This is a genomic window from Panacibacter microcysteis (assembly GCF_015831355.1).
GTDB classification, from domain to species: Bacteria; Bacteroidota; Bacteroidia; order Chitinophagales; family Chitinophagaceae; genus Panacibacter; species Panacibacter microcysteis.
Genome location: NZ_JADWYR010000001.1, coordinates 2,189,652 through 2,202,150 on the forward strand (window position 1 = coordinate 2,189,652; position 12,499 = coordinate 2,202,150).

The following is a 12,499-nucleotide window of genomic DNA, read 5'->3' on the forward strand; positions in this document are numbered from 1 at the left end:
ATTTTTTGTGCAACGTACCTTATTTGAAGGCGTTGAAACCTGTAACATCCATACCTGTAATCAATAAATGAATATCGTGTGTACCCTCATAGGTAAGTACACTTTCAAGGTTCATCATATGCCGCATAATACTGTATTCGCCTGTTATACCCATGCCACCCAGTATGGTACGCGCATCACGAGCAATGTTTACTGCAATTTCGCAGCTATTGCGTTTTGCCATACTTACCTGCTGTGGTGTGGCCCTGCCCTCACTCATTAATACACCAAGGCGCCATACCAGCAACTGGGCTTTGGTTATTTCGGTGATCATTTCTGCCAGTTTTTTTTGCTGCAACTGAAACGCACCAATTGGTTTATCAAACTGCACGCGTTCTTTACTGTAGCGCAAAGCGGTATCATAACAATCCATTGCAGCTCCCAATGCGCCCCATGCAATACCATAGCGTGCTTTTGTAAGGCAACCCAATGGTCCTTTTAATCCCTTTACATTAGGCAGAATATTTTCTTTGGGCACTTTTACATCGTGAAAAACCAGTTCACCTGTTGCGCTGGCACGCAGGCTCCATTTGCCATGTGTAACAGGTGTGGTAAAGCCTTCCATACCGCGCTCCACCACCAGGCCGCGAATATCACCTGCCTCATCTTTGGCCCATACCACCGCAACAGTTGCAAAGGGTGCATTACTGATCCACATTTTGGCACCATTGAGTATTACATGGTCTCCGGCATCTTTAATATTGGTAACCATACCGCCGGGGTTACTGCCATGGTCTGGCTCAGTAAGGCCAAAACAGCCCAGCCACTCACCACTGGCAAGCCTGGGCAGGTATTTCATGCGTTGTGCTTCGTTGCCGTAAGCATATATCGGGAACATTACCAGCGAGCCCTGCACGCTGGCTGTAGAGCGTACGCCACTATCGCCACGTTCGAGTTCCTGCATCATTAACCCATAGCTTATATAATCCATACCCCCGCCGCCATATTGCGCAGGAATGGTTGGCCCAAAACAACCCAGTTCGCCCATTTGCTTTACAATATGTTCCGGGAAGGTGGCACGTTGTGCATAATCTTCAATGATGGGCGATATTTCTTTCTTCACGTAATTGCGTACAGTTTCCCTGATCATGATATGTTCTTCTGTCAGCAATTCATCCAGCTGGTAGTAATCCGGCGATTGGAAAAGATCTGTTTTTACGGCCATGGCAATAGTTTGAAATGATTTTTTGTGTACCTGCTGCTGATACGCTGCTCATCGTCCCTTGTGTCACTCACTTGTACTGTATCTCTTCATGGAGCAGCTTCAATGCGGTTTGCTTACTGCGGCACAATGAGCAGCAAAATTAAAGCCCTAACATTTGTTCGCAAATAAATATTGTAGAAATAATCATTAATAGACAAACAAAAAACCATTCCCGGGGGAATGGTTTTGGAAACTAAGTGTTTTGTGTAAGCTTACTTAAAAATATACGCAATTCCTATAGTAGGATAATGCATGAATAATTCGTAACGGTAATCTGCGCGAATAAAAAGGCGGTTAGTTATATAACAATCAATGCCGAAAGCTGCGGTAAATGCCAGGCCAGCCTTGTTTTCATTGATGATTTTTCCGGCACCATCCAACTCTCCATTCCGCTGAAGATAATCTATAGAAAGACCGGCATCGATATATGGTTTTATAAATCCTTTGGTAAGATAGTATTGTACTGTTAATGGCACGCTCAGAACAGATCTTTCTGCTGTTTGTGTTTTAAAAGCAGGGTACCCATTTATACTTACTTTCTCTGTTGATACCTTTCTTTGCGCCATATAATTGATGCCAAAATTCAAAGACAGGTTTTTATCTATTGAGGGAGCACTCAGTTTGCCAAGCACCCGGGCCGTGTATTCATGTCCTTTAGAACCAAGTGTTATACCTCCGGCATATGCAAAAATGTTGAATTGTGATTGTTCTTTTTTCAGAACAATGTTATTGGCCTGGGAAGGTGCCGCACAATTGTTTAATTTGCTGACATAGCCGATTAAGTCTTTTTCCGAATAGTTTAACCGCTCCAGGGCCGGCCTTAGTTCACTGCATGCCTGAGACAAGAAAAGCAGCTCATTTTGAAAGTTACCTTTTTCGTTAACGAAGCCTGTGGTTAGCCTCTCGTCATCCATGAGCAGGCGATAAGTATTGTCAGGCTTTTTTATGATGAAGTATTTTATGTCCTTACTCCAGAAAGTCAGGAGGCTATAATAGCCTGTGCTTAGCATTTTCGCAAACCTTGTTACCTCGCTTGCATCAACTGTATTGGTATAAGATACTTTTTCAAAACTATTTCCTCCATCGTAACCAAAACTTTTAATTTCAGCACTGGTATAGGTAGTTAAGTTACCTGCTGAGGCACCAAATGATATCGTGTTATTCAACAGCTTTAATTCAACAGCGTTGAGAAAGCCACGCAAAGTGTCGCCACTTGTTTTTACGATGTAGCCTGTTTTGTCATTGTTCTGAGAATAGGAAACAACAGAGATAGCAAGCATTGCCAGAGTAAGGAAAAATTTCATATCAGAAAGCGTTTAAGGTTTTGCAGCTAAAGTACAGAAGTAATTTAAATTACGAAATTTTATTGCCGTACTTAACTACTAATTAAGGCGTGCATTTGCGCTATCTTTATTTTACAAAGTAAAATATGACCAAACATATTTTTTCACTGCTGGCCCTTGGCGATTCTTACACAATTGGTGAAGGTGTACCCGTTTATGAGAGTTTTCCATACCAGGCGGTACAAATGTTGCGTAAACAGGGATTCCATTTTCATGCGCCGGAGCTTGTTGCTAAAACAGGTTGGACAACTTTTGAACTTGCGGAGCATATACTGCATACTTCACTGAATGAGCACTATGATTTCGTAACACTGTTAATTGGCGTAAATAACCAATACAGGAATCTCAATGCCGGTGATTATAAAACAGATGTTGAGTTTCTCCTGAAAAAGGCCATTCATTTTGCAGGTGAGCGAAGCGATCATGTAATAGTCTTATCAATACCAGATTGGGGCGTTACGCCTTTTGCCAAAGAAAAAGACACGCAAAAGATTGCAATGGAAATTGATGAATACAACCGCTTAAACAAACAGGTAGCGCTACAGTATAACGTACATTACCTGGATATTACAACCGCAACCAGAAGTGCCGCTACAGACAGTACCCAGGTTACCGCAGATGGCCTGCACCCCTCAGGAAAGGTATATGCGCAGTGGGCGCAATTGCTTGCCGGGCATATCAGTAAAACAGCAGGGTCATAAAAGCTGATCTCTACATTCACTAAAAGATACACGTGCAGACATTTTTGATTTTTATTTGCTGGTTCATTGTTTTTGCATGGCTGCTTACCAAGATAAAATTTGTTACCAAAACCGGCCTGGGTGCATGGTGGATCATCGCATTATTCAGTATTAAGGTTATTGCGGGTATTGGCTATGCATGGTTTTATAGTCAGCCGGCTTATTTTGCCACCAGCGACACCTGGCATTTTTATGCACTGAGCAAAGGGGAAACTGACTGGCTTTTAAACGACCCGGTGGCATTTCTCAAAGACATTTTTGTGTACGGCTACGAGCGCAGCGGCAATCTTTTTCTAAGTGAAAATTCTTACTGGAACGATCTCAAAAGCAACCTGGTAATTAAACTGCTTGCTATTTGCAACGTGTTAACGCTGAAAGAATATTACGCAGATATCGTGCTTTTCAATTTCATTTTTTTCTTTGGCCCCGTAGCACTGTTCAGGATCGTTCAGCAACTATTTACAGTAAACAGGTTATTACTGATCGCCGGTGTATTCCTCATACCATCTTTTCTTTTCTGGTATAGCGGGGTGCACAAAGACGGGCTGATCTTTACCACACTGGCATTGGTTGTTTACTACTTTAATGAGCAGCTTTTGCATAAAAAAATAAACTGGCAGCAGTTGCTGTTGATGGTGTTTTTCTTCACCATACTTTTTGCATTCCGCAATTTTATGGCGCTGCTTCTGCTGGGTGGTTTGGTGGTGTGGTTGCTGTGCGAAATACTACCCCTTAAAAAAATATGGGTTGTAAGTACAGTGATCGTATTGGCTGTTGTCGCTTTTTTTGTTTCGGCCTCCATTAGTACGGCCACCGATATGCCGCAATACATTATTCAGAAGCAGGCCGAGTTTAAAGCTTTATCCGGCAATTCGGGTATAGATGTTCCGGTGCTGGAGCACAGCGTTGCCGGCTTTCTACGTTTTCTGCCTTATGCGCTCGATATTGCATTCTTCAGGCCGCATGTTGCAGAAATTAAGAACATCAGCTACATACCTGCAGTGGCAGAAATTTACTTTTTCTGGGCGGTGGTCATTGTATCAATATTTGTGAGAAAAAAGGTAGCGTATACTAACAAACAGGTTTCGTTTCTTGTGTTTTGTATGTTCTTTTCCTTTTCTTTTCTTTTACTGGCAGGTTATACCATCACTTTTTCGGGAGCTATTGTGCGCTATAAAGCCTGTATTTTACCTTTTCTTTTTGTGCCGGTTATTTTAAACCTCTCATCATTTGCTGAAAAGATTTTTAAAGGCAAAGCGTCGCAGTAATAAGGACAATAAAACTACCTGCCGGTAATATTACCAGCCACGCCAATAATTGTTCTACTAAAGTTTGTTGAGTTTGGTATTTTAAGAAAAAGCGGGAACTGCGCAATGTGTTCACTAAAGAACAGAACCTTGAAGAGTGCGACGCAACAGGTGCTTAATAGTAGCAATGTTGCCGGGCTCCAAAAACTATCTTATAATTTCAAAAGCATCAAAATCGTCCAGGTGAAGCGGTGTTACCAATACATCAGTAACAGTTGCTTTCTTTTCGCCGTTTTTACACCACTCAATAAATTCGCTGATGGCCTGTTGCGAACCTTTGGCCATAATTTCAACATTGCCATCTTCATGGTTTTTTACCCAGCCGGTTATACCGAGTTTATCTGCAGCATCTTTGGCTTCTGCCCTGAAAAAAACACCCTGAACTTTTCCTTTTACAATAAGATTTACCGTAGCCATAATAAAATTTTTTTCGCGTCTAAGATAGCATCAAAAAATGCATGTCACATACTAAAATATTAATCCGAAATTTAAATAACAAATGTTGCGCTTATGAAAACGATTAAAGCCAAACACAAGGCAGTATACGAGCCCATTGCAGACCTCGTTACCTACCGTGCAATGCCTACACGATTGATGCCAATGAATGCGCTTGACCCATTTATTTTTCTCAATCACCATGGCTGGCAGCAATATGCGCCCAACAACAATGGATTGCCATTTGGGCCACACCCGCACAGGGGTTTTGAAACAGTAACATTTATTATTGAGGGAGACCTTACGCACAAAGACAGCAGCGGGCAGCAAAGCATAATAAAAGCGGGTGGCGTGCAATGGATGACGGCCGGCCGCGGCCTGGTACACGCAGAAATTTCTTCTGACACGTTTAAAGAGAAAGGCGGGCCTTTGGAAATACTACAACTTTGGATAAACCTTCCATCTAAGTTTAAAATGACGCCGCCTGCCTATACGGGTTTGCAAAAAGAAGAGATCCCCGTACAAAAGTGGGATGATGGCAAAGTGCAGGCGCAGATCATTGCAGGAAACTGGGATGGTGTGATTGGCCCTGTAAAACCGCTTACAGATGTACACCTTGCATGCATTGCCTTTACCGCAGGCGGCAGGGTAACGTTTTCGATAGAAAAAAATAAAACCGTTTTTCTATACGTGGTAAAGGGTTCAACCCGCATCAATGGAGAAGAAGCGGCAATGCATCACCTGGTAGAGTTTAGCCACGAAGGATCCAGCATAGAGATGAAAGCGTTATCAGATGCATTGGTCTTATTTGGCCATGCTACTCCTTTTCATGAGCCTTTTGCCGCATATGGTCCGTTTGTAATGAATACGCAGGAAGAGATCATGCATGCATACGAAGATTATCATGCAGGAAAGTTTGGCACAGTATCCTGATACAGACAGTTTGTAAAAGCTTGTAAACAATGTGTAGAGTTAGGGCAACACTATAGTAAAACTGCAACGGATACATACAAAGTAATGATCATATGGATTGATTATTATCGTCATATTTAGTGTGGCACGATTTTATTATCTTTCCATAACACTTAAACAGCAAGCTGAATAATGGAAAAAGAAGCCGATTTTTTTGCAGATTCGAAGCAGAAAGTAAAAGAGTATATACAAAACAGGATGTTGTTGCTTCGGCTGGAAATGGTAGAAAAAACCTCCAAGCTGGTATCAGTCATGTTCATAGGGCTATTGATTGCCATTCTCAGTCTCTTCATTCTTTTGTTCCTGAGTTTTATGGCTGGCTACTATTTTGCAGCGCTTACAAACAGTTTATACCTTGGTTTTGGAATTGTATGCGGTTTTTATATTTTGCTCCTTGTATTCATTATACTGGGTGGTAAAAAATTACTGCAAAAATTTATTACCAATACTGTAATAGAAACAATATTCGACCAAACTGCAGATAATGATGACGACGATGACACAGACAATAAAGAAGCGTAAGAAAGACCTCTCGCATATAGATACTCTTGCAGATCTGATGCAGGAAAAGCGTGCGCTCAAGGCGCGGCTTAAACAGCAGGAAAAAGAAATCGAAGACCAATGGAAAAAGCTGCCTGCAGAATCTTTTAAGCTGGTAGTGCGCAAGGTGGTACCATTTTACCTGAATAATAAAGTGCTCGATAAATCGTGGGGCGTTGTAAGTGCCTTAACCGGTTTTATGAGTAAAGGCACACGCAGTACGGCTAAGAAAGAAGTATTGGGCAATGCAAAAAAACTGGGTCTTTTTACAGCTATAAGAGCAGGTTATAACTTCTGGAAGAATAAGAAAAAATAGTGTGTACCAGGCACCGGTTGTACTATTAAGCTGCTGTTGCGTCGCACTCTTGTACAATATAACATTACTCAGCAGTGCGAAGATTCACAGGTGGTATAAACATCAACAGGCCGGAACAACAAACGAAAAATACACTTAAGCAACAATTCAACATACACGGACTTATGAGTAAAAATGAAAAAATTATCGCAGGCATCCTGATTGGCGCAGCCGCTGGCGTTGCTGCTGTTTTATTTTTCCAGACAGAAAAAGGAAAACAACTACTGGCAGACATTAAAGATATGGCATCCGATACGATGGAAGATGCCATTCAGCGGTTTGGTAAAGTAGAACAGAAATTTAAAGAGCAGCTTGCCATAAATGAAACCGAGGAAGATGTATAACGCTAACATTGTATCAACACCGTTTAATGACAGGAAGAAAAATCTTACGTAAAACACTCAAAGTATTGGCATGGGTAGCAGGTAGCATTATTGCACTTGTATTGCTTGTGCTGATCCTTATTCAGATTCCCGCTGTTCAGAATTTTGCAAAGGATAAAGCTGTAGCCTATCTCGAAAATAAAATTCATACCAAAGTAGTTATTCAAAGACTTGCTATCGATTTTCCAAAACAAATTGTTTTGGAGCAGGTATATTTTGAAGATCAGCAGAAAGATACCTTGCTATCAGGTGGCAGAATACGGGTAGATATCGCTTTATTGAAACTGTTGAGTAATAAGCTTCAGGTAGATTACCTGGGGCTGGAAGACATGTATGTAAACGTAAAACGGCTAAAGCCGGATTATGTCTTTAACTACGATTACATTGCAAAAGCATTCGCATCAGAAGATACAGACACCACTACTTCAGAAAGCAGTGCAATGAGCTTCCAGCTTGGCCAGATAGAATTGAAAAATATCCGGCTCCGGTACAGAGATGACGTAACAGGCAATGATGGCGTTTTCAGGCTTGGCAAACTGGAGACAAATATCAAAACATTCGACCCGGACAAAGCAGTTTATGCCATACCCAAAATCGAAATTGCAGATATCACCTCATCATTGCGGCAGTACAAGCCTTTAATGCAGCCCGAACCGGAAGCTGTTGTTGAGGCAGAAAGCAATGAGCCAATAAAGATCAATCTTCAGCTAAATACAATTGACCTTCGCCGTATTAAGTTTGACTACCAGAATGATGTTTCAGCGCTAAAAAGTAACCTGGATCTTGGTCTGCTGGCAGTAGATGTCAATGCAATAGACCTGTCGAAGTTATTTATCGATCTCAGGAAAATTGAATTGGCCGGAACAACAGTGGGTGTGGTGTTTGGTAAATCTCAGCAGGCAGTAGTAGTAAAAGAAGAAGTGAAGAAAGAGACAAAAGCGCAGGTAAATAATCCGTGGAAAGTTCAGGTAGCCGATCTCCTCCTGGATAGTAACAATTTATATTTCGACGATAACAATTTTAAAAAGGTAGCAAAAGGAATAGATTACAATCACCTTGGCATTACAGGCTTTACATTTTCTACGAAAGACCTGGTGTTAACACCTACAGAGTATAAAGGTAACCTGCAGCAGCTTGCTTTCAAAGAGCAAAGCGGCCTGGAACTTACGGAACTGCATACCGTTTTTTTTTATAATGAAAAAGAAGCTGCACTTAAAAACCTGGTGCTGAAAACGCCTAATTCCGCCATTAATACTACTATTAACGCTGCTTACCCGTCTATTGATTCTATTTCAAAAAATATAGGACTACTTTTTGTTGATGCCTCCATCCAAAATACTGCTGTTGCAGTGAAGGATGTGTTGCTGATCAATCCTGCATTACAACCACAGCTAAAAGGTAATGAGAATGCAGTGATAAAAGTAAACGGGCAGGCAAAGGGATATGTAAATAACATTGCTATTCCTGGCTTTACTCTCAGCGGCATAGGCCAGACAAACGTAGATGTGGCCGGCAATATTAAGGGATTGCCAAACGCAGATAAAGCTTACTACGATATAAAGCTTAACCGTTTCAATACAACAAGAAAAGATATACTGGCATTTGTTCCGAAAAACACATTGCCCGAAAGTATAGCCTTACCCGATGTAATTCAGACCTCCGGCTTTTTTAAAGGCACCATGAATGACTTTAACAGCCGGTTAAACGCAAGGACCAATAAAGGAAATGCTGACATCATTGCAAATATGGCCGGCAAGGGTAAAAGCTACAATGTGAAAGCAAACCTGAATGCACTTGACCTTGGCTATATCCTGAAACAGCCCGATACTGTACTGGGTAAGATTTCGATGACAGCAACAGCAAAGGGCAGTGGCTTTGATTATAAAACAATGCGTGCAGATATAGACGCGAATGTAACCAGCGCAGATGTAAAAGGATATACTTACAAAGGCCTGCAGCTAGGTGCCAACTTAAACAACGGCGAGGCTGTGGTCAATTCTTCAATGGACGACCCGAATATTCGCTACAAGCTTGAGGCAACAGCCAATGTAAAATCTACCTATCCTACCAATCTTACCATGTTATTGCAGCTCGATACGCTCAACCTTACCGGGCTGAACCTTACTGATAGTTTATTTACACTGCACACAGTTGTAAACGCAGATATGGCATCAGTAAATCCTGACTCGCTGGTTGGCACACTTACGCTGGCCAAAACATCTGTTGTAAAAGGCTCGGAGGCATTTTCAACAGATTCCGTACAACTGGTTGCTGAAAGAGATGCAGGTATCCAGTCTATTGCATTGAACTCGGAAGTGGCCACGCTTGACTGGAAAGGAGAATTTAAACTTACCGAAACAGGAGACCAGGTAATGCAAACCATTAAGCGTTACTACAATTTGCCTTATACAACAAAAGACACCACATTCTCTCCGCAGAACTGGTTAATGAATATCCTTGTTAACACCTCTGCGCCACTCGTACTAAAATTTATGCCTGAGCTTAAGGGTTCAGATACCCTTGGCGCACGTATAGCTTTTAACAGCGAAGCAAATGATCTCGATGTAAAGATCAACGGGCCGCACATACAATTCGGCGGGCAGTCGATTGATAACATTGCAGTGTCTGCAGAAACAAATGATGCACAGTTGGATTACAGCATTAAAGCAGACCGCCTCGGCACATCATCGGTAAGGTTGTATAAAACTTCTGTTGATGGCAAACTTGCCAATGATGAACTCTTCACCAATATTTTGTTGAAAGATAAAAATGATAAGGATCGTTACCGCATCAGTGCAAAAATAGACCAGCCCGACAGTAATGCTTACCGGTTATCTTTAAATGCAGACAGCCTGCTTCTCAACTACGACAAGTGGCAGGTGAGTAACGATAATTATATACAGTACGATTCTACCGGCATTATAGCCAATAATTTTGCCTTAAGCCACAATGAGCAATCACTGAGCATTAACAGCCAGACAAAAACCACTACATCACCAATTGATGTTGTGTTCAAGGATTTCAGAATAAAAACACTTACCAATTTTGCAGACCAGGATTCGTTGTTGGTAGACGGCCTTGTAAATGGTACCACTGTTGTAAGAGATGTAATGACAAATCCTGTATTTACCTCTGACATCGCCATTAATAATCTTAGCTATAAAAAAGATACCATTGGCAACATTACCGTAAAAGTTGACAATGAAACTGCAAATGCATTCAATGCAAACGTGCAGGTAAAAGGTAACGGAAATGATATTGTACTGGCCGGAAAATATTTTACAGGCGAAAGCAGGATGGACATGAAGCTTGACATCAATAACATTGACCTGGCTACTGTCAAAAATTTTGCTGCCGGTCAGTTGAAAGATGCAAGCGGCAACCTGAAAGGAAACATCACTATTGCCGGCACTACAAAGCAGCCCGATGTAAATGGTTCCGTGCATTTTGAAAATGCAGTAATAGCGCCTACGGCTTTAGGTGCGCCTTTTAAACTTACCGATGAAAAAATAGATATTACGAGTAAAGGTGTGGCGTTCAACAATTTTACGATGGTAGATTCTGCAGGTATGAAGGCCGTATTAAACGGAAATATTACCACAGAAGATTATTCCAGCTTTGGTTTTAACCTGTCATTTAAAGCAGATGATTTTACCGCCATCAATTCTACACAAAAAGATAACCCGCTTTTTTATGGCAAACTCAATATGGACGCCGACGTTAAAGTAACCGGTACCATGGATGCGCCATCTGTAAAAGCGGTGTTGAGAGCAAACGGTAACACCAATTTTACTTTCGTGTTGCCTTCTTCAGATCCTGAGGTAGTAAGCCGCGAAGGTGTGGTAAACTTTATTAACCGCAACGGAAATACAGACAGCAGCGCATTAAGATCGGCACTCGATTCTGCATTGCAGAACAAGCAGCTTGCAGGCTCAGATTTTGATGTAACATTCGCAACAGATACAGCGGCATTGTTTACGCTGGTGGTAGATGAGCGCAATGGCGATGCACTGCAGGTAAAAGGCAATGCCCAGCTTACCGGTGGTATAGACCAGGGTGGTAAACTTACCATGGCAGGTAATTATGAATTAAGCCGTGGCTCTTACCAGGTTACATTAAGCCTGCTCAAAAGAAAATTCGAGATACAAAAAGGAAGTGTGCTTACATGGAAAGGTGATCCTACAACTGCAGATGTGGATATTACGGCAGTGTACCAGTTAAACACACCAACGATCGATCTTATAGAGAACCAGCTTGCGGGCAAGGCAGCAGCAGATGTTACACGCTTTAAACAAAAAATTCCTGTTCAGGTACTACTGAAAATGAGCGGCGAATTATTGAAACCGCAGATAACATTCGATGTGGTATTACCGGCCAGCATAAGCGCACAATGGAGAGAAGTAGATGATAAGCTTGCGCAGTTAAGGCTCGATGAATCTGAGATGAACAAGCAGGTATTTTCACTTTTGTTGCTTGGCCGTTTTACGCAGGAAGATCCTTTTGAATCTGCCGGTGGCAGCAGCAATGAAACAATGGTAAGAGAAAGTGTAAGCCGTATACTCACACAACAGCTCAACCAGCTTGCGGGTAACCTGGTAAAAGGTGTTGACCTCAACTTTGGTCTAAACTCCGGCGAAGATTACAGCACAGGTACTGCGCAAACAAGAACCGACCTCACCGTGGGCGTGTCAAAATCTTTATTGAATGACAGGTTGAAAGTAAGCGTGGGCAGCGATTTTCTTGTCGAAGGCGCAACCGCATCAAACGAAAGCGGATCTAATATTGCGGGCGATGTGGAACTGGATTACCAGCTTACAAAAGATGGCCGCTACCGTGTACGTGCTTATCGTGTAAATAAATTTGAAGGTGTGGTAGAAGGCCAGGTGGTAGAAACAGGATTAACATTCGCCTTTACGCTTGATTATGACCAGTTCAGGGAACTGTTTAATAAAAGCAAAAAGACAAAGGCAAAAAATAAAAAGTAAGCACGTTGCACATGCTGCAAAGCGAACAGGAAGTACAAGTGAGTGACACAACAAAAGCCCAATAGTAGCAATGCCGCCGGCACAATAAAAAACATAATGATGTACCCGGCATTTGAACAATAATGAAACTTTCGTTGCGTCGCACTCTTCAACTGTTGAAGCTATATTGAGCTGAAGCGATCCATTCCTGTTAAGA

10 protein-coding genes are annotated in these 12,499 nt (G+C 41.9%); 7 read left to right on the forward strand and 3 right to left on the reverse strand.

Annotated elements, in window-relative coordinates:
* Nucleotides 1-19: 19 nt before the first annotated feature.
* Both I5907_RS08850 and I5907_RS08855 read right to left on the reverse strand, forming a co-directional pair.
* Entirely contained in the window at nt 20-1,204 is a 1,185-nt protein-coding gene (locus I5907_RS08850) for an acyl-CoA dehydrogenase family protein (RefSeq protein ID WP_196990350.1), read from the reverse strand.
* A gap of 251 nt (nt 1,205-1,455) precedes the next feature.
* Nucleotides 1,456-2,547, reverse strand: coding sequence for an outer membrane beta-barrel protein (locus I5907_RS08855; RefSeq protein ID WP_196990351.1), 1,092 nt, complete (start codon nt 2,545-2,547; stop codon nt 1,456-1,458).
* Nucleotides 2,548-2,672: 125 nt separating this feature from the next.
* Between I5907_RS08855 and I5907_RS08860 the strand changes: the two genes are divergently transcribed.
* Together I5907_RS08860 and I5907_RS08865 are read left to right on the forward strand one after the other, a co-directional pair.
* Nucleotides 2,673-3,287, forward strand: coding sequence for an SGNH/GDSL hydrolase family protein (locus I5907_RS08860; protein ID WP_196990352.1), 615 nt, complete (start codon nt 2,673-2,675; stop codon nt 3,285-3,287).
* Nucleotides 3,288-3,319: 32 nt separating this feature from the next.
* Nucleotides 3,320-4,594 (forward strand): hypothetical protein, encoded by a 1,275-nt coding sequence (locus tag I5907_RS08865; protein WP_196990353.1) that lies wholly within the window; start codon nt 3,320-3,322, stop codon nt 4,592-4,594.
* A 186-nt stretch (nt 4,595-4,780) separates the two neighbouring features.
* On the opposite strand, the gene I5907_RS08870 is transcribed toward I5907_RS08865, so the two are convergent.
* Nucleotides 4,781-5,050, reverse strand: coding sequence for an acylphosphatase (locus I5907_RS08870; protein ID WP_196990354.1), 270 nt, complete (start codon nt 5,048-5,050; stop codon nt 4,781-4,783).
* A 93-nt stretch (nt 5,051-5,143) separates the two neighbouring features.
* Between I5907_RS08870 and I5907_RS08875 the strand changes: the two genes are divergently transcribed.
* The 5 genes from I5907_RS08875 (at nt 5,144) to I5907_RS08895 (ending at nt 12,303) form a co-directional block, all read left to right on the forward strand.
* The gene (locus tag I5907_RS08875) at nt 5,144-6,001 is read left to right on the forward strand and encodes a pirin family protein (RefSeq protein WP_196990355.1); all 858 of its coding nucleotides are present in this window, start codon (nt 5,144-5,146) and stop codon (nt 5,999-6,001) included.
* 171 nt (nt 6,002-6,172) lie between these two features.
* Complete coding sequence (locus I5907_RS08880) at nt 6,173-6,562, forward strand: phage holin family protein (protein ID WP_196990356.1); 390 nt, start codon at nt 6,173-6,175, stop codon at nt 6,560-6,562.
* Nucleotides 6,537-6,896, forward strand: coding sequence for a hypothetical protein (locus I5907_RS08885; protein ID WP_196990357.1), 360 nt, complete (start codon nt 6,537-6,539; stop codon nt 6,894-6,896). Before I5907_RS08880 ends, I5907_RS08885 begins: the two co-directional genes overlap by 26 nt.
* A gap of 74 nt (nt 6,897-6,970) precedes the next feature.
* On the forward strand, nt 6,971-7,279 hold the full coding sequence (locus tag I5907_RS08890; protein WP_196990358.1) for a YtxH domain-containing protein: 309 nt from the start codon (nt 6,971-6,973) through the stop codon (nt 7,277-7,279).
* Between the two features lie 26 nt (nt 7,280-7,305).
* A complete protein-coding gene (locus tag I5907_RS08895; protein ID WP_196990359.1) occupies nt 7,306-12,303 on the forward strand; it encodes a translocation/assembly module TamB domain-containing protein in 4,998 nt (1,665 codons plus the stop codon).
* The last annotated feature ends 196 nt before the right edge of the window (nt 12,304-12,499 follow it).

Bases quoted from the DNA above. Each gene is read 5' to 3' on its own strand.
- I5907_RS08850 (WP_196990350.1), bottom strand. From the start codon at position 1,204: ATGGCCGTAAAAACAGATCTTTTCCAATCGCCGGATTACTACCAGCTG.
- I5907_RS08855 (WP_196990351.1), bottom strand. From the start codon at position 2,547: ATGAAATTTTTCCTTACTCTGGCAATGCTTGCTATCTCTGTTGTTTCC.
- I5907_RS08860 (WP_196990352.1), top strand. From the start codon at position 2,673: ATGACCAAACATATTTTTTCACTGCTGGCCCTTGGCGATTCTTACACA.
- I5907_RS08870 (WP_196990354.1), bottom strand. From the start codon at position 5,050: ATGGCTACGGTAAATCTTATTGTAAAAGGAAAAGTTCAGGGTGTTTTT.
- I5907_RS08875 (WP_196990355.1), top strand. From the start codon at position 5,144: ATGAAAACGATTAAAGCCAAACACAAGGCAGTATACGAGCCCATTGCA.
- I5907_RS08880 (WP_196990356.1), top strand. From the start codon at position 6,173: ATGGAAAAAGAAGCCGATTTTTTTGCAGATTCGAAGCAGAAAGTAAAA.
- I5907_RS08885 (WP_196990357.1), top strand. From the start codon at position 6,537: ATGACACAGACAATAAAGAAGCGTAAGAAAGACCTCTCGCATATAGAT.
- I5907_RS08895 (WP_196990359.1), top strand. From the start codon at position 7,306: ATGACAGGAAGAAAAATCTTACGTAAAACACTCAAAGTATTGGCATGG.